Source organism: Actinomycetospora sp. TBRC 11914 (assembly GCF_012933465.1).
Lineage (GTDB): Bacteria > Actinomycetota > Actinomycetes > Mycobacteriales > Pseudonocardiaceae > Actinomycetospora.
The window spans coordinates 52879-78541 of the sequence record NZ_JABBND010000018.1; the positions used below are offsets into that span (position 1 = coordinate 52879).

The 25663-nt window shown below is 74.2% G+C and carries 23 protein-coding genes, 1 tRNA gene and 1 pseudogene; 16 read left to right on the plus strand and 9 right to left on the minus strand.

Features of this window, described 5'->3' with window-relative positions:
* Positions 1–10: 10 nt before the first annotated feature.
* Positions 11–1114 (minus strand): cation diffusion facilitator family transporter, encoded by a 1104-nt coding sequence (locus tag HH311_RS23780; protein WP_169186182.1) that lies wholly within the window; start codon positions 1112–1114, stop codon positions 11–13.
* 161 nt (positions 1115–1275) lie between these two features.
* On the opposite strand from HH311_RS23780, the gene HH311_RS23785 reads away from it, so the two are divergent.
* The 3 genes and pseudogenes from HH311_RS23785 to HH311_RS32145 form a co-directional block, all read left to right on the plus strand.
* The gene (locus HH311_RS23785; protein ID WP_169186183.1) at positions 1276–1716 is read left to right on the plus strand and encodes an SRPBCC domain-containing protein; all 441 of its coding nucleotides are present in this window, start codon (positions 1276–1278) and stop codon (positions 1714–1716) included.
* Positions 1706–2089, plus strand: coding sequence for a helix-turn-helix transcriptional regulator (locus tag HH311_RS23790; protein WP_169186184.1), 384 nt, complete (start codon positions 1706–1708; stop codon positions 2087–2089). The genes HH311_RS23785 and HH311_RS23790 overlap by 11 nt, the downstream gene beginning before the upstream one ends.
* Positions 2086–2607, plus strand: a pseudogene (locus HH311_RS32145) (DUF899 family protein); the annotation flags it as partial. The gene HH311_RS23790 and the pseudogene HH311_RS32145, both read left to right, overlap by 4 nt.
* A gap of 34 nt (positions 2608–2641) precedes the next feature.
* On the opposite strand, the gene HH311_RS23795 reads toward HH311_RS32145, so the two are convergent.
* Positions 2642–3460, minus strand: coding sequence for a TIGR02206 family membrane protein (locus HH311_RS23795; RefSeq protein ID WP_312030361.1), 819 nt, complete (start codon positions 3458–3460; stop codon positions 2642–2644).
* A gap of 122 nt (positions 3461–3582) precedes the next feature.
* On the opposite strand from HH311_RS23795, the gene HH311_RS23800 reads away from it, so the two are divergent.
* Complete coding sequence (locus HH311_RS23800) at positions 3583–5784, plus strand: HNH endonuclease signature motif containing protein (protein WP_169186186.1); 2202 nt, start codon at positions 3583–3585, stop codon at positions 5782–5784.
* A 19-nt stretch (positions 5785–5803) separates the two neighbouring features.
* Here HH311_RS23800 and HH311_RS23805 read toward each other — a convergent pair whose 3' ends face one another.
* Genes HH311_RS23805 through HH311_RS23820 form a run of 4 tightly spaced genes read right to left on the minus strand, consistent with a single transcriptional unit; the run spans position 5804 to position 11217 of the window.
* The gene (locus HH311_RS23805; protein ID WP_169186187.1) at positions 5804–6937 is read right to left on the minus strand and encodes a hypothetical protein; all 1134 of its coding nucleotides are present in this window, start codon (positions 6935–6937) and stop codon (positions 5804–5806) included.
* 58 nt (positions 6938–6995) lie between these two features.
* Positions 6996–8144 (minus strand): hypothetical protein, encoded by a 1149-nt coding sequence (locus tag HH311_RS23810; RefSeq protein ID WP_169186188.1) that lies wholly within the window; start codon positions 8142–8144, stop codon positions 6996–6998.
* The gene (locus HH311_RS23815) at positions 8141–9394 is read right to left on the minus strand and encodes a cytochrome P450 (protein ID WP_169186189.1); all 1254 of its coding nucleotides are present in this window, start codon (positions 9392–9394) and stop codon (positions 8141–8143) included. Before HH311_RS23815 ends, HH311_RS23810 begins: the two co-directional genes overlap by 4 nt.
* The gene (locus HH311_RS23820) at positions 9391–11217 is read right to left on the minus strand and encodes a non-ribosomal peptide synthetase (RefSeq protein ID WP_169186190.1); all 1827 of its coding nucleotides are present in this window, start codon (positions 11215–11217) and stop codon (positions 9391–9393) included. Before HH311_RS23820 ends, HH311_RS23815 begins: the two co-directional genes overlap by 4 nt.
* 356 nt (positions 11218–11573) lie before the next feature.
* Here HH311_RS23820 and HH311_RS23825 point away from each other — a divergent pair, with 356 nt between their 5' ends.
* The 7 genes from HH311_RS23825 (at position 11574) to HH311_RS23855 (ending at position 18703) form a co-directional block, all read left to right on the plus strand.
* Positions 11574–13568 carry a glycosyltransferase gene (locus HH311_RS23825; RefSeq protein ID WP_169186191.1) on the plus strand — a complete coding sequence of 665 codons (1995 nt, stop codon included), beginning with the start codon at positions 11574–11576 and terminating at the stop codon, positions 13566–13568.
* A gap of 145 nt (positions 13569–13713) precedes the next feature.
* Positions 13714–14559 (plus strand): aldo/keto reductase, encoded by an 846-nt coding sequence (locus HH311_RS23830; RefSeq protein WP_169186192.1) that lies wholly within the window; start codon positions 13714–13716, stop codon positions 14557–14559.
* A 115-nt stretch (positions 14560–14674) separates the two neighbouring features.
* Complete coding sequence (zwf, locus tag HH311_RS23835) at positions 14675–16147, plus strand: glucose-6-phosphate dehydrogenase (RefSeq protein ID WP_169186193.1); 1473 nt, start codon at positions 14675–14677, stop codon at positions 16145–16147.
* 157 nt (positions 16148–16304) lie between these two features.
* Positions 16305–17192, plus strand: coding sequence for a PrsW family intramembrane metalloprotease (locus HH311_RS23840; protein WP_169186194.1), 888 nt, complete (start codon positions 16305–16307; stop codon positions 17190–17192).
* The gene (locus tag HH311_RS23845) at positions 17185–17826 is read left to right on the plus strand and encodes a hypothetical protein (protein WP_169186195.1); all 642 of its coding nucleotides are present in this window, start codon (positions 17185–17187) and stop codon (positions 17824–17826) included. Before HH311_RS23840 ends, HH311_RS23845 begins: the two co-directional genes overlap by 8 nt.
* Positions 17827–17851: 25 nt before the next feature.
* On the plus strand, positions 17852–18310 hold the full coding sequence (locus tag HH311_RS23850) for a GreA/GreB family elongation factor (protein WP_169186196.1): 459 nt from the start codon (positions 17852–17854) through the stop codon (positions 18308–18310).
* A gap of 222 nt (positions 18311–18532) precedes the next feature.
* Positions 18533–18703 (plus strand): hypothetical protein, encoded by a 171-nt coding sequence (locus HH311_RS23855; RefSeq protein ID WP_169186197.1) that lies wholly within the window; start codon positions 18533–18535, stop codon positions 18701–18703.
* Positions 18704–18752: 49 nt separating this feature from the next.
* Here HH311_RS23855 and HH311_RS23860 read toward each other — a convergent pair.
* A tRNA-Leu gene (locus HH311_RS23860) sits at positions 18753–18836 on the minus strand.
* Between the two features lie 82 nt (positions 18837–18918).
* Between HH311_RS23860 and HH311_RS23865 the strand changes: the two genes are divergently transcribed.
* The 3 genes from HH311_RS23865 to HH311_RS23875 are packed head-to-tail and all read left to right on the plus strand — an operon-like array spanning position 18919 to position 21962.
* Entirely contained in the window at positions 18919–20235 is a 1317-nt protein-coding gene (locus HH311_RS23865; protein ID WP_211190716.1) for a M20/M25/M40 family metallo-hydrolase, read from the plus strand.
* Entirely contained in the window at positions 20229–20999 is a 771-nt protein-coding gene (locus HH311_RS23870) for an SDR family oxidoreductase (RefSeq protein ID WP_169186199.1), read from the plus strand. Before HH311_RS23865 ends, HH311_RS23870 begins: the two co-directional genes overlap by 7 nt.
* Positions 21000–21002: 3 nt before the next feature.
* On the plus strand, positions 21003–21962 hold the full coding sequence (locus HH311_RS23875; RefSeq protein WP_169186200.1) for an NADPH:quinone oxidoreductase family protein: 960 nt from the start codon (positions 21003–21005) through the stop codon (positions 21960–21962).
* Between the two features lie 591 nt (positions 21963–22553).
* Here the strand turns inward: HH311_RS23875 and HH311_RS23880 are convergent.
* The gene (locus tag HH311_RS23880; protein ID WP_312030362.1) at positions 22554–22805 is read right to left on the minus strand and encodes a DUF5703 family protein; all 252 of its coding nucleotides are present in this window, start codon (positions 22803–22805) and stop codon (positions 22554–22556) included.
* 69 nt (positions 22806–22874) lie between these two features.
* Positions 22875–23879, minus strand: coding sequence for an aldo/keto reductase (locus tag HH311_RS23885; RefSeq protein WP_169186201.1), 1005 nt, complete (start codon positions 23877–23879; stop codon positions 22875–22877).
* Between the two features lie 146 nt (positions 23880–24025).
* Between HH311_RS23885 and HH311_RS23890 the strand changes: the two genes are divergently transcribed.
* Positions 24026–24856: an undecaprenyl-diphosphate phosphatase gene (locus HH311_RS23890; protein ID WP_169186257.1), complete on the plus strand. Its 831-nt coding sequence runs from the start codon at positions 24026–24028 to the stop codon at positions 24854–24856.
* A 24-nt stretch (positions 24857–24880) separates the two neighbouring features.
* Positions 24881–25612, plus strand: a complete 732-nt coding sequence (locus HH311_RS23895) for a histidine phosphatase family protein (RefSeq protein ID WP_169186202.1) — start codon at positions 24881–24883, stop codon at positions 25610–25612.
* Positions 25613–25663: the final 51 nt, after the last annotated feature.

Sequence of the window (25663 nt, forward strand, 5' to 3'; positions counted from 1 at the left end):
TCCGGCCCGGTCACTCGGGAGCGCTGCGGCCCTCCCGCAGGTGCTCGAGCGAGGTGCCGTAGCGCTCCAGCACGGCCGCCCGGACGTCCGGGTCGTTGCGGGGCACCGGCTCGATGAAGACCTGGTCCAGGTCGTGGAAACGGTCGTGCAGTTCGTTGTCGAGGCGCACGCAGGCACGCTCCAGGTCGCCGGCCGACAGGTCGTCGACGAAGTCGACCCGGGCGCAGAGCAGCACCGAGTCGGTGCCGGTGAGCATGGACTGCAGATCCACGACGGACACCACCTCCGGGGCGGAGTCGAGGTGGTCGAACACCGCGCGCAGCACCCGCGGCTCCGCGGAGCGCCCGATGAGCAGCGCCTTGTTGGAGCTGCCCAGCGAGTAGGCGACCCCGGCCAGCAGCAGCCCGATCATGATGGAGGCGATGCCGTCCCACACCGACGAGCCGGTCATCCGGTGCAGCGCGACCCCGATCGCCGCGAACGCCAGGCCGATGAGGGCCGCGCTGTCCTCGAAGAGCACGCTCTTGACGGTGGGGTCGTCGGAGAGCGCGAGGTAGCGGCGCAGCGAGAGTCGCAGCTCCCGCTTCTCCCGCCACACCTGACGGACCGCCTGTTGCCAGGAGGTGCCCTCGATCAGCGCCGAGAGCCCGAGGACCGCGAACGCCACCCACGCGTACTGCTCCTCGGCCGGGTCCGGCGGGTTCTCGATGATCGTCCGGATGCCCTCGTAGATCGAGTAGGTGGCGCCGGTGACGAAGACCGAGACCGCGGCGATCATCGACCAGAAGAAGCGCTCCTTGCCGTAGCCGAAGGGGTGCGCGCGGTCGGGACGGCGCACCGAGCGGCGCAGCGCGGTGAACAGGAGCACCTCGGTGGTGCAGTCCGCCACCGAGTGCGCGGCCTCGGCGAGCATCGCCGACGACCCCGTGAGCAGCCCCGCCACGAGCTTGAGCGCGCCGACCAGGGCGTTGGCGGCGAAGGCGAGGACGACCGAGAGGGTGCTCTGCCCCGACGACGACTCCTCCTCGTCGCGACCCTCGTCGGTGGGGTCCTCCGGCTCGGGCCCGGTGGTGGCCTCCTCGTCGGTCTGGGACTTCGGGGGGCCGACGGCCATGGGTGTTCTCCTCCTGTCCGGGGCGTTCGTCCGCGGAGACCGCTCTACCCGTTGCCGGCGGGGCGCACGCGGCCGCGAGGAAACGTCTCGGTCGGCCTTGACGCAACCGCACGGTTGCCATAATTTGAGTAGCAACCCGATAGTTGCTACCGGAGGTTCTGATGGGGTTCCCCGACCGGATCGAACGGACGATGGAGCTCGCCCATCCGCCATCGCGGGTGTGGGCCGCGCTGACCACCGCCGAGGGCCTCGCCGCCTGGTTCGGGGACCGGGCCGAGATCGACCTGCGCCCCGGCGGCGCGGGCACCCTGACCTGGACCGCCGAGGGCCACCGCCAGGACCTGCGGATCGAGCGGGTCGAGGAGCCCCGGGTCTTCGGCTTCACGTGGCGCATCGACGGCCTGCCCGAGGACGACCCGCGGCGGACCTACGTCGAGTTCGTCCTCGAGCCGACCCCGACCGGCACCCGGCTTCACCTCACCGAGAGCGGCTTCGCCCAGCTCGGTCCCGACGAGCACGGCGCGCACGCGGGCAACACCCGGGGCTGGGCCCACGAGCTCGGCGAGCTCGCCGCGCACCTCGACGCCGTCCATGCCGCCTGAGCCGACCGACCACGGCGGGTCCGGCGACGGCGAGGCGCTCGCCGCCGCGGTCTTCGCCGCGCTCGCCGACCCTACGCGGCGCGCCATTCTCGCCGACCTCGCCGTCCACGGTCCGTCGACGGCCACCGACCTCGCCGGTCGTCTCCCGATCTCCCGCCAGGCGGTGACCAAGCACCTCGACCGGCTGGCGGAGACCGGCCTCGTCACCGTCGAGCCGGGGGAGCGCCGCCGGATCCGCCACCGCGTCGACTCGCGCCCGATGCGGGTCGCCCAGCGCTGGCTCGCCGCGCTCGCCCGCGACTGGGACGGCCCGCTCGCCGCCCTGTCCGACCACCTCGACCAGACCCACCATCTCGACCAGGAGGAGCCATGACCCTGCCGATCGTCGTCGACGCCGCCGAGTGGGAACGCGCCCGCGCCGACCTGCTCGCCGCCGAGAAGGAGCTCACCCGGGCCCGCGACGCGCTCGCCGCCCGACGTCGTCGCCTCCCGATGACGCCGTTCCCCGCCCACCAGGTCTTCACCACGCCGGACGGTCCGCGGACGCTGGTCGACCTCTTCGAGGGCCGGGGGATCCTGGTCGTCTACCAGTTCATGGACCGGGGGCCCGACCGGTACTGCGGGGGCTGCACCTGGTTCACCGACAACGTCCCCGCCAGTGCCCCCCGGCTGCTGGCCGAGCACGACGCCACCTGGTGGCACATCACCGACATGCCCCTCGAGCAGGCGCAGCACTACTGGCGGGAGCGGGGCTGGACGCTCCCGGTGGCGTCGTCGCGGGGCACGTCCTTCTCGGCCGACACCGGGGCCGGCGAGGGCTTCGGCTTCTCGGTGTTCGTGCGCGACGGCGACGCGGTGTACCGCAGCTACGCGACCACCGGGCGGGGCATCGAGCACCTCGCGTTCGTGACGAGCCTGCTCGACCTCACCCCGAACGGCCGTGGGGAGGACTGGGAGGACTCGCCGCCGGGTCGTCCGCAGGTCCCGGCGGTGGTGATGCCGAACGTGCTGACGACCGACGACGTGGCGACCAGCTTCGGCCGCTTCCGGCGGGCGGGCGCACCCACGGGAGCGTGATCAGCGCCCACACCCCGACGACGAGGGCCGCCTCGGCGAGCAGGTACCAGGGCCACGGCCCGAGCAGGTCGAGCAGCGACGCCGTCTCGGGCTTGTGGTCCAGGTAGCCGTAGTTCGCGCCGGCGAGCACGTTGACGACCTGGGCCGGCACCGCCCAGCACACCGTCGCGAGCAGCGCGAACCGGTAGTCGTGCCACGTCGGGTGCCGCCGCAGGCCCCAGGTCAGGAGGACCGCGATCCACACGACGAGGACGTGGTCGGCGAAGAACACCAGGAACGACGGCGCCGGGAAGTCGCCGCCGCCCAGGGCCGGCGTGAGCAGGGCCTGGACGGAGAGCGTGAGCCCCCAGTAGTAGGTCAGCGCCGTCGCCCACCGGTGCCCGGAGACGACCGCCCACGCCGCGGCGTAGGGCGCGAGATCCGAGAGCTGCAGCGGCAGGGTGGTGCCCGGGTGGGCCGGGTCGAACGCCACGACCTGGTAGCCGAGGGTCACGAGCGCGAGCGCCCCGGCGAGGACGAGCCCGGACGCCCGGACCGTCCGCGCGTCGCCGCGGCGAGCGAGCTCGACGAGGCCGATCGCGCCGAGGACCGTCAGGGTCAGGACGGTCAGGTGCGAGGTCCCCCACGGCAGGAAGACGCTGGTGGCAGGGGGCACGGCGGCGTGCACACGGGGCATCGTCCTCGCCCCGCGCCCCCGAGGGGAAGGCGGCCGAGTTTCACTCGTCCGGCCCAGTGCCGGATGTCTGGATCCGGCCGTGACTGTCGGGGGGTCGAACTAGTGTTCGATGCATGGCGGTGGTGGTGGACGAAGCGGTGCTCGGCGGGCTCGACGCCCTGCCGGCCGGCCCCGCGCTGGCCGCCGAGGTCGGCGCGGCCGACCCCGCCGCGCTGACCGGGGACGAGGCCGCGGCGTGGCTGCGGGCCGGGTTCCGACAGCGCAACCACGCCGACTGGCAGCTGCTGGTCGCGCTGCGCGAGGCCTGCTCCGCGCGGGCCGGGACCACGGTGCGGGTCGGTCTCGACGAGTTCGCCCCGAAGATCGCCGCGGCCAACCTGGGCTGGTCTCCCGCCGCGGCCGGTCGCAAGCTCGACCTCGCGGTCGGGGTCCTGGAGCGGATGCCCGCGCTCGGGGAGCGGATGCGCCGCGGGAGCCTGGAGCTGGCCAAGGCCGCCGCGTTCGTCACCGGCCTGGACGGGCTCACCGACGCCCAGTGCGCCGAGGTCCTCGACAAGCTGCTCGACGAGGCGGCCGAGCTGCCGTTGGGGCAGTTACGCGACCGGATCCTGGCCGCCGGGTACGCGGTGGACCCGGTGTGGGGCGCCAACCGGCTCGCCGCGGCCACCGCCCGGGCCCGGGTCTCGACCGAGACCAACCCCTCCGGGGCGGTGAACGTGTGCGGCCGCGATCTGGATCCGGCGCTGGCCCAGGACGCCGCGCGCCGGCTGCGAACCCTCGCGCTCGCCGTCCGGCGCCGGCTGCGCTCCGCGGGATGCCGCCGGGCGCTGGGGTTCATCGAGGCCCGGGTGTTCATCCGGCTCCTCGACGGCACCCTCGCCGCCGCCGACGACACCACGCTCATCGACGCCCTCACCACCGAACTCACCCACCTCCCCGACCACCCCAGCCACCCCGACGACGACGGCCCGGACGACCGCGGCCCGGACGACCGCGGCCCCTCGGATGCCGGCGACCCCTGGGATGACGGCGGCCCGGACGACCGCGGCCCGAACGACCGCGGTCCCTCGGATGACGGCCCGTGGGATGACGGCGGCCCCTCGGATGACGGCCCCTCGGATGAGGGTGGCCCGGACGACCGCGGCCCGGACGACCGCGGGCCGGACGGGAGCGGGCCGGACGACGACGGCCCGGATGACGACGGCCCGGACGACGGCGGCCCGGATGACCGCGGCCCGGACGACGGCGGCCCCTGGGATGACGGCGGCCGGCCGCCATCGGGCGACGGCCGCGACGACGGCGTCCTTGGCTGCCGCTGGGACGGCGACCATGCCGACGGTGGCTCCGGGGTCGGGCGCGGTGCTGCCTGCGGTTCGGGGTCGTCGGTGGTGTTCGTCCCCGGGATCGCGGTCCGCCTCGAGCTGTCCACCCTGCTGGGCCTCGACGAGCACCCCGGGGTGCTGCCCGGGCTCGGCCCGGTTCCCGCCGCCACCGCCCGTCGCGCCGCACTGGCCCGGGGTGCGGCGCAGTGGCAGGTCCTGGTCCACGACCGTGACGGGCACCTGACCCACCTGCTGACCCTGCGGGCCCCACCGCAGGCCGTCCGCGACCCCCGCCACCGCCGCCAGAGCGTGCAGATCACGGCCCCGGCGGCGCTGCTGGGTGCCCTCGACCCGAGCGGGGAGGCAGCTCTCGAGCTCCCGGGGGTCGGGCCGGTGGTGCTCGACGCGGCCACCACCGCGTGGCTGCGCCGCGCCCGCGACGCCCTGATCGCCTCCCGGACCGCCGATCCCGAGGCCCACCCGGCCAGCACCACCCGCGAGCGCGATCGCCGCTTCCCCAGCGCCCGCCTCGCGGCGTGGGTCCAGGCTCGCGACCAGACCTGCGTGGCGCCCGGCTGCCCCCGCCCGGCCGAGACCTGCGACGTCGACCACACCCTCGACTGGCTGCTCGGAGGCCGCACCGAAGCCCGGGGCCTCGAGGCGCTGTGCCGCCACGACCACCGCGCCAAACACGAAGGCGGCTGGCACTACCAGCAACCCGAACCCGGCCAGTTCGTGATCACCGACCCCACCGGCACCCGCCACCGGGTGGAGAGCCGCGTGGTCCACCCCCTGCCCGACCCCGTCGAGCCCGGCCACGGGATCGCCCCCGACCCCGGCCCACCACCCGCTCCCGGCGACTGGGCGATCCGGCGCACCCCCGACGGACGCATCACCCCGAAAGCCCGCGACACCGCAGCCCAGCTCGCCACCCGCGACGGGGCCCACCGACGGCAGCCACCCAGCCGCTACGACCACGACCCCGACTTCTGACCACGGACGATCACCGGGCTCAGGCGGCCAGCGGGACCGGGTCCTCCCCGCGTGGCGCGGTCGACGGCACCGGGACGCCCGCCACCACCGCCCACGCCGCGAACGGCACGGCGACCGCCCCGAGGGTGAGGTCGGCGCCCCAGACCGCGCCGGTCTCGAACAGCGCCCGGGCCAGCGAGAGCAGCGACGGTGCCGCCAGCACCGCGGCGCAGAACCAGCCCACCGCGATATCCGACGTCGGCCGCACCCGCCACAGGGCGGCGCCGAGCAGTACGGCGGCCACCAGCGCGATCGCGACGATGGCGGGCGAGAGCCCCCGCTCGTCGGTCACCTTGGCCGCCACGTGCAACGGCGAGAAGCGGGCGGACCCGCCCAGCAGGAACGGCACGATCAGCACCACCCACGCCGTCGCCGCGACACCGCCGACCAGCAGCCCCCGGTTCCGTCCCGCCCGCAGTCCGACGGCCGCCGCGACGATCACGACGACGAGGGCGAGGTGCGGTCGGGTGCAGGTCGTCACCCCGAGGGCGACCGCGGCCGCGGTCAGGACCCGCACCGACCCGCCGTCGTCGGGACGGGCGGCGCGCAGCGTCCAGATGACCGCGGCGAGGGCCGGCACGGCGCCGCTGACGAGGTCGTCGCCGACGAGGAACTCGCGCCACACCTCGAGCCCACCGGCGACGGTGAGCAGCCACAGCAGCGTCGGGCCCGCCCGCAGCCGCCACCCCCCGTTCAGCAGGGGCAGCAGCAGCGCGGTCCACACCACGTTCTGCCAGGCCGCCGTCCCCGCCAGGAACCGGAACGGGGCGGCGAGCAGCAACGCGCCCGGCAGCGGGGTGATCGGGTTCCCGAGGTAGGTGGTCGCGGTGTAGGGGTAGCGGCCCGCCGCGAGTTCGCCCAGGGCCACGTCGAGGGCGTTCGCGCGGTCGCTCCCGACGCCGAGGACCAGGTCGGCGCTCCTCGGGACGCCGACGACGAACACCACCGTGAGCGTCGCCAGGCACGCGACGGCGACGGCGGGCAGCACCCAGGACGGGGTGCGCTCCAGCAGCCCGATCGCCGGCGGGAGCAGCAGCGCCACCACCCCCGCCGCCATCGCGTACGCGACGACGGCGGGCGGCCCGCCGAGGTTCATCGCCGTGTGGACGGACACGACCACGAGGAGGGTGGCGAAGGCGGCGGCCGCGACGACGCCGAGGCCGCCCGCCGTCCTACATGAAGCTCGCGTCACCGTCGTACTCGGACGGGTCCCAGACGTCCGGGTGCGCCAACGTGTCGGCGAGGTCCGGGTCGGTGGTCCGGTAGTAGAAGGACCAGGCGGCCTTGGTGATCCGGTAGGGAGCCACCTCGTCGAACCCGGCCATCTTCGGGATGTCGCAGCCGTTGTGCTCGAGCATCCCGATGCGGGCCCCCGCGCAGCGGGCGGCCGCCGCGCGGGCGAGGCCGGGCAGCAGGTCGACCGAGGGCTCGACGCTCTGGAAGTCCACGATCTTCATGCTGCGCATCCCCGACGGGCGCGTGTACTCCCGCACCACGCAGAACGCTCGGATCCGCCCGCCCTGCTCGGCGGTGTAGACCCACAGCCGCCCGGCCCGCAGCGGGATGCCGTAGTGCCACTCGAGGGTGGCACGGTCCCGCACGGCCAGGAGCACGTCGGGCTGCTGGGCGCGCAGCTCCTCCCAGAACGCGTCGAACCGGTCGTCGAACCCGCGACCCTTGACGACCTCGAAGCCCTCCGGGGCCGGGGCGAGCTTCCGGGAGGTGAACCCCTCCTTCACCGCGAGCCCCGCCGCACCGGGCACGGCGAGGGCCCCGGCCAGCGGGATGCCCTTCATCGCCAGCACCTCGCGGGTGAACGAGCGGCGGTTGGTGACCACGTAGGCGGCCCGGGCCCAGTCCCCGCGCGGCACCCGGGTGCCGTAGGCCTGCCAGATCGTGGTGGCGCCGACCCCGACGTTGGAGCTGATGACGAAGTCGGCCTCGTCCTGCTCGAAGTACTCGTCCATGAGCAGCGCCGCGTAGCCGCGGTGCTCCTCGGTGACCGCCCAGGCCAGGCCGTTGCCGGCGATCTTCTCCTCGCCGTGCAGGACGTAGGGCGACGGGACGTTGGTGACCGCGCCGACGATCGACCCGTCGCCGTCCTCGAGGACCCAGCCCACCGTCCAGCGGTCGGCCAGCCGGGGCCAGAGCGGGTTCTCCTCGAACAGCGCCCGCCGCTGGTCGGGCGTGAAGATGTTCGTCAGGAACCGCGACTCCAGGCGGTGCATGGCCGGGAAGTCGTCGAAGGTCGCCGGCCGCAGCTCGGGCGGCTCGACGAAGGCCGCCGGCGCGGCCGCCGTCGGGGTGGACTCCGCGCTCACGTGCCGGACACCTGCAGCGGGAGTGCGGTGAGGCCGCGCAGGCCGAGGTTCTCGCGCCAGGTCAGCGGCTCGTCGACGAGCTCGATGGTGGGCAGACGCCGCAGCAGGGTCCCGAAGCCGATGCGGCCCTCGAGGCGGGCCAGGGGGGCGCCGAAGCAGAAGTGCGCGCCCCAGGCGAAGGCGACGTGGCGGTTGTCCTGGCGGGCGATGTCGAGCCGGTCGGGGTCGTGGAAGCGCTGCGGGTCGCGGTTGGCCGACCCCATCACCGCGATCACGGCCTGCTTCTGCCCGATCTGCTTCCCGCCGAGCTCCAGGTCCTTGGGCGCGAGGCGGGCGGTGTGCTGGCTCGGGCTCTCGAAGCGCAGCAGCTCCTCGACCGCGGAGTCCATCAGCTCGGGGTGGGCGCGCAGCCGGGCCAGGGCCTCCGGGTCGCGCAGCAGCGCGAGCAGGCCGTTGCCGAACAGGTTGGTCGTGGTCTCCAGACCGCCGACCATGGTGACGATGCAGTTGGCGACGATCTCCTCGGTGGTGAACCGGTCGCCGTCGACCTCGGCGTTGATGTAGGCCGAGACGAGCCCGTCGACCGGCTTCTCGCGCTGCGCCTCGACCTCCTTGGTGAAGTAGGAGACGAGGTTCTGCACGGCCTCGAGCACGCCGCCGAGCCGCTCGGGGTTGTGCTGGAAGTTGCCCAGCATCTCCGCGAACGTCGTCGACCACCGCTTGAGGTCCATGTGGTCCTCGACCGGGACGCCGAGCAGGTCGGTGGTGACCATGGCCGGCAGCGGGTCGGCGAAGTCCGCCATGAGGTCCATGCGGCCGTCGCCGCGGGCCAGGACGGCGTCGATCAGCTGCTCGCCGATCTCGGCGATGCGCTGGTCGAGCACCGCCACCCGCCCGGGGGTGAACGCCGCGCTGGCCAGCCGGCGGACCCGGGGGTGCTCCGGCGCGTCCATGAACAGCATCATCCGGACCATCAGCTCGGCGACCGGCGCGACCTCGGGGACCCCGAGCAGCTCGAAGTACTCCGGGGGCGGGGTGCGCCGCGCCGAGAAGCGCTTCAGCACCGTCGTCACGTCGTCGTAGCCGGTGACGATCCACGCGTGCAGGTACGGGTCCCAGTGCACCGGGTCGGTGGTGCGCAGGTTCTTGTACAGCGGGTACGGGTCGGCCAGGACCTCGGGGTCGAGCAGCTCGGCGTAGCTGCGCGTCTCCTCCTCGAGCTCCGGGTCGACGGTGCTCTGCTCGGTCATGCGCTCGCCTCCTGCTGCTGCTGCGCGACCTCGGCGGCGATCGCCGAGACCGTGGGGCCGCGGAAGAGCTGCCGCAGCGTCATCTTGACCCCGTAGCGCTGCCGGACCCTCGAGACCACCTGCATGGCCAGCATGGAGTGGCCGCCGAGCAGGAAGATATTGTCGTCCTCGCCGACCTGCGGGAGGTTGAGCAGCTCGGCGATCAGCGCACCGAGCCAGACCTTGACGTCGTCGGTGCTCTCGCCCGCCGGGGACGCCGCGGGCGCCTCGGCGACGACGGGCCGGGGGAGGGCGGCCCGGTCGAGCTTGCCGTTGGGGGTCGTGGGCAGCGCGTCGAGGGTGACGACGTGGGCCGGGACCATGTACTCGGGCAGCTGCGCGGCCAGGAAGGCCCGCACGTCCGCCGCGGCCGGGGCCTCGTTGCCCGACGGGACGACGTAGGCGACCAGCTCGCGCTCGCCCTCCCCGGACTCGTCGCCGACGACGGTGACGGTGCCGGCGCCGACGCCCGGGGCCTGGGTGAGCCAGCTGGTGATCTCGGCCGGCTCGATGCGGTAGCCGCGGACCTTGACCTGGTCGTCGAGGCGGCCGAGGAAGAGCAGCCGGCCGTCGTCGAGGCGGCGCACGCGGTCGCCGGTGCGGTAGGCGCGCACCGGGACGTCGTCCTCGGTGCGCACGGCGACGAACCGCTCGGAGGTGCGCTTCGGGTCCCCCCGGTAGCCGCGGCCGACGTGCGGGCCGGCGAGCACGAGCTCGCCCGGCTCGCCCTCACGGACCGGGCGCAGGGCCTCGTCGAGCACCAGGGCCACGGTGCCCGGCAGTGGCCGGCCGATCGAGGGCGGGCCGGGGTGGTCGCCCTCCGGGGCCACCTCACCGGAGGTGGCGACGACGGTGCACTCGGTCGGGCCGTAGTTGTTGACCAGGGTGAACGGGAGCCCGGGCAGCGGCCGGCGGTTCAGCCGCTCCGCGCCCGTCAGCAGGGTGCGCAGCGCGGTGCCGGCCGGCCACTCGGCCGCCATGAGCTGCTCGGCGAGCAGCGTGGGCGCGAACGCGACCGTGATCTGCTTCTCGACCAGCCAGTCCTGCAGCAGCTGCGGCGAGCGGTGGGTCGCGTCGTCGGCGACGTGCAGCGCGGCGCCGGCGGCCAGCGGCGGCCAGATCTCCCAGACCGCCGCGTCGAACCCGAGCCCGGCGACCTGCGAGCTGCGGTCGGCGGCGGTGAGGCCGAACGCGTCGTTGTGCCAGTCGACGAGCGACGCGAGGTTGCCGTGGGTGATCTCGACGCCCTTCGGGCGGCCGGTGGACCCCGAGGTGTAGATGACGTAGGCGAGGCTGTCGGCGTCGGTGCGCGGGTCCGACGGCGTCTGCGGGGCCGGGGTGAGGCTGCGCGGCTCGTCGAGGTCGAGCACCGTCCAGGGGCCCCGCGGGACCGCGCCGGCCCGGGACGCGTCGGTCAGCACGACCGCCGTCCGGGAGTCGCCGAGGATGTACTCGACCCGGTCGGGCGGGGTGGCGGGGTCGAGCGGCAGGTAGGCCGCGCCGGCCTTCATCACCGCGGCGGCCGCGAGGACGTAGCGGGCCGACCGCGGGAGCATGACGGCCACGCACGACCCGGGGCCGGCGCCGGCGGCCTGCAGGGCCGCCGCGAGCCGGTCCGCCCGGTCGTCGAGCTCCCCGTAGGTCAACGTCACGTCCGGGCCCGCGACCGCGACGCGGTCGGCGGCGCTCGCGCCGTGGGCGGCGATGCGCGTGGGCACCGGGACGAACGTGGCGGGCGCCGGTGCCCCCGAGCGGGCCGGCGGCTCGACGGTGTCTGCCCTCATCAGTCTCCGATCACACAGGTCGGTCCGAGTGCGTGGCGGGCCCGATCACGGTCGGCGGCACCGCCGACGGCAAGGGCACCCGCTCGGATGAATCGATCCAGGGGTGCAAGGTGGAGACGGTGTGCGGGGGAACCCTCTGCTCCCGCTGTTGACACGCCTACTCCTTTTGACCAACCCGAACTCTAACAACGTGACGTGTGGCCCCCGTCCGAGGTTGTCCCGATGCGACGGGGTCGTTCCCGGGCCGGTGGCGCACTCCCCATCACCAACGGCGCCGGCCCCACCGGGACACGGGGCGACATCCGACCGTGCCACGATGCTCCCGGCATGGTCGTCGAACCGAGGAGCCGCGAAGCGTGTCCACGGGCCCCCGTGAGCCGGCGGTACTGATCGTCTCGCACCGTCGGGTGGATGCCCTCGACCGGGCCCTGGCGAGCGTCGAGAAATGGCTGCCCGAGGCACCCGTCCTGGTCTGGGACAACCGGTCCCCGCAGTCGCCGGCGGTGGCCGAGCTCGCCGCCCGCCGGCCGGGCGTGCAGTGGACGCTCTCCGAGTCCAACGTCGGGTACGCGATCGCGGTGAACCGGCTCGTGGCGCAGGTCCCCGGCCGCGACCTCCTGCTGCTCCACCCCGACGCCGAGCTGCTCGGCCCGCTGACCCGCGCCCGGGAGGTGCTCGCCGAGCCCGGCGTCGCGGTCGTCGCCCCGACGGCGGAGGACCTCGGGGAGCCCTGGGACGCCGCGCGCCGCGCCCAGACCGTGGTGCGCGACCTGACCACCGTCGCGGGCCTCGAGGCGACGCTGCGGGGTCGCGCGCCGAGCGACCTCTACCCCGCCGCGCCCCGGGAGGTCGACGGCTACCTGACCGGGGGCTGCCTGCTGCTGGCCCGCCGCGCGTGGGAGGCCGTCGGCGAGCTCGACGACTGGTTCTTCGCCGGGGGCGAGGACGCGGCGTGGCAGCGCGAGGCCCGGGCGGCCGGGTGGTCGCTGCGCCTCGTCGACGACGACGGGCCGCAGGTCCGGCGCACCGTCACCGCGCCCACGGTGGACGACCCCTGGGAGGGGAGGCGCGAGGACCTGCGCCGCGCGTCCCAGGCGCTCGTGCTGGGCACCGGCGCCGACCACGGGCCCGGGGGCAACTTCGGGCGGGGCCGGGTGTTCTCGGCCGGCGCGCTGACCCTCGACCGGCTCCAGGCCGCCCGGCGGGGACGGCGCCGTGAGCGCCGGGCCGTGGAGGCCCGCCGCGCCGAGGGCCGCCCGACGATCGTCGTCGCCACGAACGGTGTCGCGCTCGGCGGCGCCGAGCGCCAGCGCGTCCAGCTCGCCAACGAGCTGGTCGCCCGCGGGCACCCCGTCGTCGTCGTGTGCATGCAGCACCTCGGGATCCTCCTCGGCGAGCTCGATCCGCGGGTGCGCCTGGTGTTCCAGCCGTTCTGGCAGCCGGTGGTCGACGTCGGGACCGACGACGCGATCGTGATCGCCGGCGGCACCCGCACCGAGATCGCGTTCGCGCTTGGGTGGCGGGCCCAGGCCCGCGTCGCCGGGGGGCGGCGGTGGTGGCTGCCGGCGCTGCACGACCCGGCGGAGCCCGACCGGCCGACGTTCTCCGACCTCCAGGCCCGGGCGCTGCGCTCCGCGGACGCGATGCTCGTGCTCTCCGCGCAGCACCACCGCGACCTGACCCGCCACCAGCGCCTGCACGACACGGTGATGGTCGCGCCGAACGGCCTCCCCGCCGCCCCGGCGCTGCCGTTCCGCGCCGATCCTGCGGGCCCGCTGCGATTCGGGATGCTGTCGCGGATCAAGGAGTACAAGAACCCGATGCTGCTGATCCACGCGCTCGACGCGCTGGGCGCCGGGCGGCGGCGGGAGTGGACGCTCGACATCTTCGGGGAGGGCCCCGACCGGGAACGGCTCACCGCGGAGACCCCCGAGCACCTGCGCGACCGGGTGCGCTGGCGCGGCCCGTCGCCGGGGCCGGACCACGCGTTCGCGGAGTTCGACGTGCTGTGCCTGCCCAGCGGCTTCGAGGCCTTCCCGCTGGCGATCGTGGAGGCGATGCTGCGCGGCATGCCGGTGATGGCGTCGGCGAGCGGCAGCGTCGCCGAGATGCTCGACCACGGCCGGGCCGGCGTCGTCGTCGACCCGGTCACCCGGGAGGCGTGGACGGCCGCGCTCGAGGGCGTGCTCGCCGACCGCGACCGCACCGCGGCGCTCGGTGAACAGGGGCGGCGGTGGGCGCAGGAGCACTACACCGTCTCGGCGATGACCGATGCGTACCAGCGGGCGTTCGCGCGGGTGCTCGGGCGACCGATCCCGGGAGGCCCGGAGGGCGCCGCCGCGGTGCTGTGACCCCGCGAGGGATCGCAGGGCTGCCGCACCGTCCTCCGGGGCCCAGCCTTGCGGTGCCGCTTCGCGTGCCGGGGTCCGTGCCGGGGGCGGGCACGCCGCGGAGGATCGAGCGGCAGACGTTCCCGTCCCGATCTCCGAGGTTCCCATGGCCAGCACGTCGTGCCGCGTGACCCTCCCGTCCGGCGAGGCCGTCCCCGCACTGGGTCAGGGCACATGGCACCTCGCCGAGAAGCCCGCTCGCCGCTCCGACGAGATCGCCGCGCTCCGACTCGGGCTCGACCTCGAGCTGACCCTGGTCGACACCGCCGAGATGTACGCCGACGGGGCGGCCGAAGTGCTGGTGGGCGAGGCGATCGCGGGCCGTCGTGACGAGGTGTTCCTCGTCGACAAGGTGCTTCCGCACCACGCGACGCGCAGCGGCACCGTCCGGGCCTGCCAGGCCAGCCTCGCGCGGCTGGCCGTCGACCACATCGACCTCTACCTGCTGCACTGGCGCGGCCGGGTCCCGCTGGCCGAGACCGTCGCGGGCTTCGCCGACCTGCAGGCCGCAGGGCTGATCCGCCACTGGGGGGTGAGCAACCTCGACGTCGACGACCTGATCGAGCTGACCGCCCTGCCGGGCGGGGACCAGGTGCAGACCGACCAGATCCTCTACAACCTCGTCCGTCGCGGACCGGAGTACGCCCTGCTGCCGTGGCTCTCCGCCCGCCGCATCCCCGCGATGGCGTACTCGCCGATCGAGCAGGGCCGTCTGCTGCGCCACCCGGCGCTCATCGAGGTCGCGCAGCGGCACTCCGCCACGGCCGCCCAGATCGCACTGGCATGGGTACTGGCCCACGACGGTGTCAGCGCCATCCCGCGCACCGGAGAACCCGACCACGTCCGGGTCAACGCCGAGGCGCGGGGGATCGGTCTCGGCGGCGACGACCTCTCCCTGCTCGACCAGGCGTTCCCGCCGCCGGTCCGGCCGCGCAGGCTGGAAACGCTCTGACCGGGGGCTGCGCCGTCGGGCCGAGTCCGATCCGTCGATTTCAGCCCCCCGGACCGGGGATCGACGCGGGCGACACGGCCGAGAGTGGAGTCCCGGACGTCAGTGGGAGGGGCGCATGACTCCTGTGGTCGATCCGTGTGCGCCCGGCCCGCACGTCCTGGTCGTCCTCGGGGCGACGGGCGACCTGGCGCGGCGCAAGCTCTTCCCCGCGCTCTATCGCCTCCACCAGCTCGACCTGCTCCCGCGAGGCTTCCGCATGGTGTGCTCGGGGCGCACCGCGCCGGACACCACGGGTGAGTTCCTCGGAACGGTGCGCGTGGCGGTCGAGCGGCGCCACGGCCCGGTCGACCCGCAGACGTGGGTCGGCTTCGAACAGCGGATCACGTTCGTGCCCGTGTCCGAGGACCGGGGCGCGGCGCTCGAGGAGGCCGTTGCCTCCGCCGCCGCTGCACTCGGCTCGAACGTCCAGCGCTGCTACTACCTCGCAGTACCGCCTGCCGCGACTGAATCCGTCGTTCGCATGCTCGGGTCCTTCACGGTGGGCCGACCGTCGAAGATCGTTCTGGAGAAGCCGTTCGGACGCGACCTGGCCTCGGCCCGGCGGTTGAACGCCGTCCTGCACTCGGTCGTCGACGAGCGGCACATCTACCGGATCGACCACTTCCTGGGCAAGGAGGCGGTGCAGAACATCCTGGCCTTCCGCTTCGCCAACGGACTCTTCGAACCGGTCTGGAACCACCGGCACGTGTGCTACGTGCAGATCGACGTGCCGGAGGAGATCGACATCCAGGGACGGTCGGAGTTCATGGAGTCGACGGGGACGCTCCGCGACATGATCTCGACGCACCTGTTCCAGCTGCTCGGGCTCGTGGCCATCGAGCCCCCGTCGCGCATGGACGGCGACTCCCTCAACCACGAGATGACGAAGGTCTTCCGCGCTGTCCGCCCCGTGGATCCGGACCGCGTGGTGTTCGGGCAGTACGAGGGCTACCGCGAGGAGCCTGGTGTGGACCGGGGGTCGGAGGTGGAGACGTTCGTCGCGATGGAGGTCTACGTCGACGACTGGACGTGGATCGGTGTGCCCTTCTACCTGCGGACCGGCAAGGCGCTCGCCGAAGGCAGACGCACCATCACGATCGGCTTCCGCGAGCCGCCGCTCAAGGTCTTCCCCGGCGACGTCGACGACACCTGCAACGAGCTGGTGATCGAGCTGAGCGAGGACCCGCGGATCTTCGCCGACGTCCGGTCCAAGGTCCCCGGCCCCGACTTCCGGCTGGCCCGCGCCCGGATGCGACTCGACCTGTTGGAGTCCTTCCCCGAGGCCGAGCCGCTCGAGGCCTACGAGCGGCTGCTGCTCGACGTCCTCCGGGGCGACACCACCCTGTTCCTGCAGACGGAGGCGACGGAGCTGCTCTGGCGGCTGTTCGACCCGCTGCTCCGCCATCCGCCGGAGACGATCCCCTATCCCCGGCATTCCTGGGGGCCCAGCGAGGCCGTGCGCCTCCCCGGCCGGCGCGGCTGGCGGCTGCCGGAGACGAACGCTGGGACAGACGGGGAGACCGACGCGAAGGGCGACGGCGGAGCCTGATCGAGCCGCGAGGACACGTCGGCCGGAACCGGGGCGCCTGGACCGCCCGACCGGGTCGACACCTCATCACCGTGCCCTGGGAGACCGAGCGGTGGCGGGTCGATTCACGCTGCGGAGCCGAAGCCGACAGAGGTGCCGGCGGGCGAGCGTGGACACCATGACGACGGCGCAGGCCACCAGACGACGACACGGAACGTGGAGGAGGATCCTCGGATCGGGTCTGCTGCTCTGGGTCCTCGCGGCGTTCGTCACCGCGATCACGGCGAACCCGCTCCTCGTGCCCACGCTCGTCATGTTGGGCAGCTTCCTGGTCCCGGTCACCTTCGTCGCGTGGGCCTTCGAACGCCGGCGTTCGGATCAGGTCACGACGGAGCTGCTGTTCAGGACGTTCGTCGTCGGCGGCGTCCTCGGCGTGCTCGCCGCGTCGGTCGCCGAGAGCTACCTGCTCCAGCCCTCGCCCTGGATGTTCTTCGGGGTCGGCCTCCTCGAGGAGGCGGCCAAGCTCGGTGCGCTGGCCTACTGCACCCGGCACCTGAGCGTCCGGTCCGCCCAGGACGGCGCCATCCTCGGTGCCACGGTCGGTCTCGGCTTCGCAGCCTTCGAGTCCGCGGGATACGCGCTGGTGGCTTCGCTCACCGTGCACGGACTGTCCTTGACCGACCTGGTCGAGACGGAGCTGCTGCGGGGGCTGCTCAGCCCCTTCGGCCACGGCGTGTGGACGGCCATCCTCGGCGCCGTGCTGTTCTCCACGGCAGGCCGCAGCGGATTCCGGGTGACCGGTCGACTCGTCGGCGCCTACCTCGGCGTGTCGATCCTGCACGGGCTGTGGGACTCCATGGACAGCATCGCCGTGACGGTGACGTACCTGCTCACGGGCCAGACGTGGCGCTACCGGCTCCTCGACGAGGGCTACCTCCCGGAGCCGACGGCGATTCAGGTGCAGTTCTTCACGATCCTCAGCTGGACGGGCCTCCTCGTGATCGCCGTGACGGGCGTGGTGTTCCTCGTGCTGCTCCTGCGCAGGCGGGCGGCGGAGCATGGATGAGGTCCCGGGTACCGCCTTCGATCTCGATCCGGACCTGGTGGCGGCATTCTGCGCGGGCACGCTCGACGTCGAGGAGGTCGCGCGCCTGGCCGACCAGGTCTCCCGCGTGCTGCCCTTCGGCCGCGAACTGCCGATCCCGCTCGCGGCGAGCCTGGTCCGCGTGGCCGAGTGCGTCGGTGGGGACGAGGCGCTGCTGCCGTGGCTGGACGGCTTTCCCGGACGGCCACGTCTCACCGCACGGCTGTTCCGGGTGATCGATGTCCTGGACCGCTACTCGGCCGCGGCCGGCGTCCTCGAGGCGCTCGGCGAGCTACGAGCCCGCGACCCGTTCCCGCACGGGCTCGCGGGGCACCTCGTGCCGGACACCGCGTCGTACACGTTGTCGAGCCTCGGTGAGGAGATCCAGGAACTGCTCGGGCGGGACCGACTCGCGGACGCCGGGAACCTGGCGCTCCGGGCACTGGCCCTGCTGTCGGACATCGCGCCTCGGGCGGCCGAGCTCGATCGGCATGCGGCAGATCTCGGGCCCGCGGTCCGGAACCTGTGGGATCGACTCCGCCCCCTCGTCGAGCCTGACCGACCCGTGGGGACGGTGTCTCCTGATCACCTCGACGACGGAGGGCGCGCGGGGTGAGGGCCGTGGAGAGAACGGGCTGCACATGACCAGCCACGACGAGCGGCACGCGCTCCTGGACGAGCTGGACCTCCTCCGGGCCCGCCGGGCGGAGCTGGAGGCGACCTTCGCCGCCGACGACCATCCGCACGACATGGGTGAGCAGTCCGAGGCGACCCAGCGCCGGGACGAGCTGACCTGGGTCGACGGCAGGATCCGCGACATCACGTACCTGCTCGATGCCGCGGCTCGGGCAGGCAACGGCCTGCCGGGCCGGGTCTGCGTCGGCAGCGTGGTGGCGCTCCGCTACCCGGACGGGCGATCCGAGCGCCTCAAGGTCACCCGCGTCCCGGACGACGACTTCCCCACCGTCACGCCCGAGAGCCCACTCGGGCGCGCGCTCCTCGGCGCGGGCGTCGGCGACGAGATCGAGTGGGCGGCGCCGGAGGGTCGGTTGCGCGCCCGCGTGGAGAGCGTCGACTCCGACGTCGGCGGGGAGCGGTGACGGATCGACCGCACCGTCCGCGCAGCGCCCGGTCCACCCCGACGGGCCGAGGCCGATGCGGCACGTCCCGCCCCGCGGGCCGATCCGGGCCGGCGGCGGGCTTGTCAGGGTGGAGCCGGAGGAGGGCGGCACGGCCCATCCCCGCCGGGCTCGTCCCGCGGCACGCGGCCTGCGGGGTCGCCACCGCTCCCGGCTGATCCCGCCGACCAGGAAGGCATCACGATGACTGCTCAGCCCGACGTCCCGACGAAGGAGCGCGACCTGATCGCGCGATGCGTGGCCGAGGCGTACGAGACGCTGGATCTCATTCCCGGCGTGGACCCGAACGGACCTGCTCTGGTCTGGCTGGCCGAGCAGTACCGGCAGCTTCGTACCGCGACATCGGACGGCTGACCCCTGCGCGGACCCACCGCGCGTCGAACGGCCCTGCGTCGATGGAGTGTGTCCGAGGGGGGACTTGAACCCCCACCCCCTACTCGGGGACTAGCACCTCAAGCTAGCGCGTCTGCCATTCCGCCACTCGGACCTGCGGGGACACAGCTTACGCGACCCGTCCACCGACGATCACACGGGGTGCGGGTCCGGGCCCGGGTGGCAGGATGCGCCGCATGGGTGCCGCCGAGGACGAGGTCGTGCAGCTCACGAGCGAGCTGATCCAGATCGACAGCAGCAACACCGGCGAGCTCGAGACCACCACGGGGGAGGCCGAGGCCGCCGCGTACGTCGACGCCAAGCTCCGCGAGGCGGGCTACGAGACCGAGGTCGTCGAGTCCGGGGCGCCGGGCCGGCAGAACGTCTTCGCGCGGCTCGCGGGCGCCGACCCGAGCCGCCCGCCGCTGCTCGTCCACGGCCACCTCGACGTCGTGCCGTTCACCGCCGAGGACTGGTCGGTGCACCCGCTCTCGGGCGCGGTGCAGGACGGCTACGTGTGGGGCCGCGGCGCGGTCGACATGAAGGACATGGACGCGATGATCCTGGCGCTCGCGCGCCAGTTCCGCCGGGAGGGCACCGTCCCGCCGCGCGACCTCGTGTTCGCATTCCTCGCCGACGAGGAGGCCGGCGGCGCCTACGGCTCGCACTGGCTCGCCGAGCACCGCCCGGACCTCTTCGCGGGCTGCACCGAGGCGCTGGGCGAGGTCGGCGGGTTCTCGGTCACCCTCGGCGAGGACGTCCGCGTCTACCCGGTGATGACCGCGGAGAAGTCGATCGCCTGGATGAAGCTGCGGGTGCGCTCCCGCCCCGGGCACGGCTCGATGGTCCACGACGAGAACGCCGTGACCGTCCTCTCCGAGGCGGTCGCCCGCCTGGGGCGCCACCGGTTCCCGCTGGTGCTGACCGAGTCGGTCCAGGGGTTCTTCTCCGAGATCACCGAGCTCACCGGGATCGAGTTCCCGACCGACTCGGCGGCGGCGCTCGACGGCGCGGTCCAGAAGCTGGGTGGGGTGGCCCGCGTCGTGGGGGCGACCACCCGCGACACCGCCAACCCGACGATGCTCACCGCGGGCTACAAGGCCAACGTCATCCCCGCGGTCGCGGAGGCCACCGTCGACTGCCGGGTGCTGCCCGGGCGCCAGGAGGCGTTCGAGCGCGAGCTCGACGAGATCCTCGGTCCCGACGTCGAGCGGGAGTGGATCCGCAACCTGCCCGCGGTGGAGACGGACTTCTCCGGCGACCTGGTCGACACGATGACGGCGGCGGTCCAGGCCGAGGACCCGGGCTCCCACACGCTGCCCTACATGATGTCCGGCGGCACCGACGCCAAGGCGTTCGAGAAGCTCGGGATGCGCTGCTTCGGGTTCGCGCCGCTGCGCCTGCCCCCGGACCTCGACTTCACGGCGCTCTTCCACGGCACCGACGAGCGGGTGCCGGTGGACGCGCTGCACTTCGGCACCCGCGTGCTCGAGAGGATCTTCCGGACGTGCTGATCACGGAGAACACCGTCGCCCTGGTGACCGGCGGTGCCTCGGGCATCGGGGAGGCCGTGGCCCGCCGGCTGGCGGGGGCCGGTGCCAAGGTGGCCGTCGTCGACCGGGACGCGGCCGCGGCCACGCGGGTCGCCGACGAGCTGCGGGGCCTGGCCGTCGCCTGCGACGTCACGTCCGACACCGCGATGGGCGCCGCCGTCGCCGAGGCCGAGACCTGGGGCGGGCGCCTCGACGTCGTGCACCTCAACGCCGGGTCGGTCGGCGGGCAGTCCGGGATCACCGACCTCGACGTCGCGGCCTACCGCCGCGTCGTCGGGGTCAACGTCGACCACGTCGTGTTCGGCCTGACGGCGGCCGTGCCCGCGCTGCGCCGCGCCGGCGGCGGGACGGTCATCGCGACGTCGTCGCTGGCCGGGCTCGTGCCGCTGCCCGGCGACGCGATCTACACCCTCACCAAGCACGCCGTCGTCGGCTACGTCCGCTCGGCGGCGGCGACGCTCGCCACCGAGGACATCCGGGTGATGGCGCTGTGCCCCGGCTTCGCCGACACCGCGCTGATCGCCCACCTGCGCGAGCAGTTCGCCGGGTTCCCGCTGCTGACCGCCGAGGACGTGGCCGACGGGGTGGAACGGATGCTCGCCGACGGCGCGCCCGGGGAGTGCTGGTACGTCCAGCCCGGGCGCGAGCCGGGTCCCTACGGCTTCCGCGGGGTCCCCGGCCCGAAGGGCGGCGAGGCCCCGCCGCGACTGGCCTGGGAGGGCTGAGGAGTGCGCGGCTGGACGGTGCCGCGGTTCGGCGAGCCGCGCGACGTGCTGGAGCTCACCGAGCTGCCCGAGCCGGTGGCCGGCGACGGCCGGCGGGTGGTCCGCGTCGAGGCCGCCTCGGTGAACTTCGCGGACATCCTGTACTGCCGCGGGACCTACCAGGAGAAGCCCCCGCTGCCGTTCACCCCGGGCCTGGAGGTCGCCGGGACCGACGTCCTGACCGGCGAGCGGGTGTTCGGTCCGGCCGTGGTGCCGCACGGCGGGTACGCGGAGCAGGCCGTCGTCGGGACGTCGTACCCGTGGCCCGACGGCATGACGCCCGCGCAGGCCTCCGGGTTCTTCGTCGCCTACCAGACCGGGTGGTGCGCGCTGCACCACCGGACGTCGCTGCGCAGCGGGGAGACGCTGCTCGTGCACGCCGCGGCGGGTGGGGTCGGAGCGGCCGCGGTGCAGCTGGGGCTCGCGGCCGGGGCGCGGGTGATCGCGACGGTCGGGTCGGCGGACAAGGCCGCGGTCGCCCGTCGCCTGGGCGCGCACGAGGTGATCGTGTTGGACGGCCCGGTGGCCGACGTGCTGGTCCCGGCGGTCAAGGAGCTGACCGACGGGCGCGGCGCCGACGTCGTCTACGACCCCGTCGGCGGCGACACCTTCGACGCCTCCCGGCGCGTGACCGCCTGGGAGGGGCGCCTCCTCGTCATCGGCTTCGCCGGGGGACGGATCGCCGACGCGCCCACGAACCACGCGCTGGTGAAGAACTACGACGTCGTCGGCGTGCACTGGGCGGCGTACCGGCAGCGGGCGCCGGAGCTGGTCGAGGCCTGGCAGCGCGAGCTCGAGGCGCTGTGGGCGCGGCGGCTCATCGACCCGCTGGTCGGGGCGGAGTACGCGCTCGCGGATCTGCCGGACGCCCTCGACGCCATCGCGGCCCGCACGACGACGGGGCGCGTGGTCGTCACGCCCTGACCGGTCGCGCCGATCGCCGCGTCGCGCACCCACTCCGGCGGCGCGGGCGGTCGGTCCGGGCGGGACCGGCGCGTCGCGCACACGCTCCGGCACCGCGCCGATCCGACCCCGGAGAGACCGACGCGCGGCGCACACACTCCGACAGCCGGCGCATCCGGTCCGTCTGGACCGACGCGTCGCGCACACATCCGGGTGCGCTCTCGACGCGAGGGAGTCAGTGCGCCTCGAGCGGATCTCCGTCTACCGCGCAGGGGCTCCTTGATCATGCTCCACCCCGGACCCGGCGCCGGCCCAGCCGTGCGCCCGCCCGCGACGTGTGCGCTGCGGTCACCGGCGCTGGTGTGCATGCCGGGGCGGCCGGCGTCGACGCAGGTCGCCCGCGAGACCGGGCAGCTCTGACCCGGAGTGTGTGCGGCGCGCGTCGGTCTCCCCAGAGGCCTACCGTCGTGGCGGCGGAGTGTGTGCGGCGCGCGTCGGTCTCCCCAGGGACCCACCGGCGTGGCGGCGGAGTGTGTGCGGCGCGCGTCGGTCTCCCCAGGGACCTACCGGTGTGGCGGCGGGGTGTGCGCCGCGCGCACGACGTCGCGCGGCTCAGACCGCGATGGTCTCCCGCATCCGCGAGATCTTGCGCCGCAGCCACACCTTGCGGGTGCCGTCGGCGTAGAGCAGCGTCCGCGCGAGCTCCCACCCGCCGAACTGCGAGCGCAGTCCGAGCTCCGCGCTCGCCGAGAGGCGGGACACGTCCGGGGGCAGACGCACCGGCTGGTACTCCCAGTCGCCCTCGACCACACCGGGCTCGAGGGCGGGCACGTGTTCGGGATCGGGCGCCGTCGCGTCGCTCACCGGCAACCTCCTGGTCGCAGTCCGGCAACCACCGTACGTCGTCTCCGCCCCCGCGTCAGGCTCCGTGAGTCAGGTCCACGGCGCGGGTTCGTCGTCGATCACGACCCCGTCCGGCCCCACGGCGGTCGGCACCGGCACGAGGGGGGAGGAGGAGACGTCGTCGAGGGCCCCACGGATCGCCGGCGGGAGGGTCAGCTCCTCCGCGGCCAGGGAGCCCAGCAGTTGGGCGCCGTCGCGGGCGCCCACCACCGGGGCCACCACGCCGGGCCGGTCGCGCACCCACGCGAGCGCGACCGCGAGCGGCGAGGTGCCGAGCCCGTGCGCGGCGGTGACGACGGCCTGCACGATCCGGGCGGCCCGGTCGGTGCGGTGGTGCCCGACGTAGGCGCCGAGGTGGGCCGACGCGCCCCGGGAGTCGTGCGGGGTGCCGTCGCGGTACTTGCCGGTGAGCACACCGCGCCCGAGCGGGCCCCACGGCAGCAGCCCCATCCCGTGGTACGACGCGGCCGGCAGCACCTCGTCCTCGACGCCCCGGTCGAGCAGCGAGTACTCGGACTGGACGCTCACCAGCGGCAGGCCCGCCGAGCGGGCGGCCGCCGCGACCTGCCAGCCGGCGTAGTTCGCGACCCCGGCGTAGCGCACGCGCCCGGAGGACACCGCGAGGTCCACCGCTGAGAGGGTCTCGTCGAGCGGCACCTCGGGATCCCAGGCATGGAGCTGCCAGAGGTCGACGTAGTCGGTGCCCATCCGCTCCAGCGAGGCGTCGAGCGAGGCGAGCAGTGACGAGCGGGAGGCCCCGCCGCCGAACGGGCCGTCCTCGCGGCGCGCCCCGGCCTTCGTCGCGAGCACGACCTCGGTGCGGGGGATCACGTCGGCGAAGAGCCCGCCGAGGATCGCCTCGGCCTCGCCGTCGGCGTAGACGTCGGCGGTGTCGACGAGCGTGCCGCCGGCGTCGAGGAAGGCCAGCAGCGACGCGCCCGCCTCGTCGGCGTCGGTGTCCCGACCCCAGGTCATCGTGCCGAGCGCGAGGCGCGAGACCCGCAGCCCGCTGGCACCGACGCGTCGCTGTTCCACGGCAGGTCAGGATAGGGGGCGCCGCCGCGCCGACCGTGGACGCCGGGCCGCGCCGGGCCGCGACCCACCCGGTCCGGGCACCCGAACCGCCACCCCGGCGCAACCGCGACGTACCGGTCATCGCGTAGCGTGCCGTCCCCGTGCAGATGAGCTGGCTCGAGGCCCTCGTCCTCGGACTCGTCCAGGGCCTGACCGAGTTCCTGCCCATCTCCTCCTCGGCGCACCTGCGGATCGTCGCCGGGGTGTTCTTCGGCAACGACGCCGGCGCCCCGTTCACCGCGGTCACCCAGCTGGGCACCGAGGCCGCCGTCCTCATCTACTTCTGGCCCGACATCTGGCGGCTGGTGACGGCCTGGGTCCTGGGCCTCCTGGGACGGCGCGAACGCGGCCTGGACTACCGCCTCGCCTGGTACGTGATCATCGGCACGCTGCCGATCAGCATCCTCGGCGTGCTGTTCAAGGACGCGATCGAGGGGCCCGCCCGCAACCTGTGGCTCATCGGCGCGTCGCTGGTGCTCTTCGGCGTGGTCCTCGGGGCCGCCGAGAAGTACGGCCGCCAGCGCCGCCCGGTCGAGGACCTGACCCTGCGCGACGGCGTGCTCATGGGCTGCGCACAGGCGCTCGCCCTGCTGCCCGGGGTGTCCCGCTCGGGCGGCACCGTCTCGGCCGGGCTCTTCCTCGGCCTGCAGCGCCCGGCCGCGGTCCGCTTCAGCTTCCTGCTGGCCATCCCGGCCGTCACGGCCGCGGGACTGTTCTCGCTGCCCGACATCGCCGACACCTCGGGCCCGGGCGCCCAGCCCTCGCCGGCGCAGATGGTGGTGGCGACGCTCGTCGCCTTCGCCGTCGGGTACGCCTCGATCGCCTGGCTGCTGCGCTACGTCGAGCAGCACACCGTGTACCTCTTCGTCTGGTACCGCGTGATCCTCGGGCTGCTGGTGCTGCTCGCGGTGTCCGGAGGGATGATCTCCGCGACCTGAGCGGGCCGGTTAGGGTGGGCGGACGTGACGACGGTGATCCTCCTGCGGCACGGCCGCTCGACCGCGAACGTGTCGCGTGTGCTGGCCGGCCGATCCGAGGGCGTCGGTCTCGACGACCACGGCCGCACCCAGGCCAAGGGCCTCGTCGACCGGCTCGCCGCCCTGCCGCTCGCCGCCGTGGTCCGCTCGCCGCTGCAGCGCTGCGAGGAGACCGTCGCCCCGCTGCTCGAGGCGCGGGGCCTGGAGGCCGTCGTCGAGGACGACCTGTCCGAGGTCGACTACGGCGACTGGACGGGCAAGACCCTCGGCGAGCTCGGCAAGGAGGACCTCTGGAAGGTCGTCCAGGCCCACCCGTCGGCCGCCGTCTTCCCCGGCGGCGAGGGGCTGGCGTCCATGCAGCACCGCAGCGTCGCGGCCGTCCGCCGGCACGCCGCGCGGATCACCGAGGAGCACGGACCGAAGGCGCTGTGGGTGGTGTGCAGCCACGGCGACGTGATCAAGTCCGTGGTCGCCGACGCGCTCGGTCTGCACCTCGACTCGTTCCAGCGCATCTCGGTCGACCCCTGCTCGATCAGTGTGATCAGCTACACCCCGACCCGGCCGTTCGTCGTGCGGGTCAACGACACCGGCGGGGACCTGTCGTCGCTGGTCCCGAAGCCGGACGAGGAGAAGCCCGAGGGTGAGGGGGAGGACGCCACCGACGCCGCGGGGGACGGCTCCGAGGCGGTGGTCGGAGGGTCGACCGGCGTAAACTGAGCCGGTCATCAGTCCCGTCGGGGGCCGCGTGCCTCCCGGCCCGAACAGCAC

Excerpts from the sequence above, each read along its gene's own strand:
- HH311_RS23780 (WP_169186182.1), bottom strand. The coding sequence starts at position 1,114 with ATGGCCGTCGGCCCCCCGAAGTCCCAGACCGACGAGGAGGCCACCACC.
- HH311_RS23785 (WP_169186183.1), top strand. The coding sequence starts at position 1,276 with ATGGGGTTCCCCGACCGGATCGAACGGACGATGGAGCTCGCCCATCCG.
- HH311_RS23790 (WP_169186184.1), top strand. The coding sequence starts at position 1,706 with ATGCCGCCTGAGCCGACCGACCACGGCGGGTCCGGCGACGGCGAGGCG.
- HH311_RS23800 (WP_169186186.1), top strand. The coding sequence starts at position 3,583 with ATGGCGGTGGTGGTGGACGAAGCGGTGCTCGGCGGGCTCGACGCCCTG.
- HH311_RS23815 (WP_169186189.1), bottom strand. The coding sequence starts at position 9,394 with ATGACCGAGCAGAGCACCGTCGACCCGGAGCTCGAGGAGGAGACGCGC.
- HH311_RS23820 (WP_169186190.1), bottom strand. The coding sequence starts at position 11,217 with ATGAGGGCAGACACCGTCGAGCCGCCGGCCCGCTCGGGGGCACCGGCG.
- HH311_RS23830 (WP_169186192.1), top strand. The coding sequence starts at position 13,714 with ATGGCCAGCACGTCGTGCCGCGTGACCCTCCCGTCCGGCGAGGCCGTC.
- zwf (WP_169186193.1), top strand. The coding sequence starts at position 14,675 with ATGACTCCTGTGGTCGATCCGTGTGCGCCCGGCCCGCACGTCCTGGTC.
- HH311_RS23840 (WP_169186194.1), top strand. The coding sequence starts at position 16,305 with ATGACGACGGCGCAGGCCACCAGACGACGACACGGAACGTGGAGGAGG.
- HH311_RS23845 (WP_169186195.1), top strand. The coding sequence starts at position 17,185 with ATGGATGAGGTCCCGGGTACCGCCTTCGATCTCGATCCGGACCTGGTG.
- HH311_RS23850 (WP_169186196.1), top strand. The coding sequence starts at position 17,852 with ATGACCAGCCACGACGAGCGGCACGCGCTCCTGGACGAGCTGGACCTC.
- HH311_RS23855 (WP_169186197.1), top strand. The coding sequence starts at position 18,533 with ATGACTGCTCAGCCCGACGTCCCGACGAAGGAGCGCGACCTGATCGCG.
- HH311_RS23865 (WP_211190716.1), top strand. The coding sequence starts at position 18,919 with ATGGGTGCCGCCGAGGACGAGGTCGTGCAGCTCACGAGCGAGCTGATC.
- HH311_RS23890 (WP_169186257.1), top strand. The coding sequence starts at position 24,026 with ATGAGCTGGCTCGAGGCCCTCGTCCTCGGACTCGTCCAGGGCCTGACC.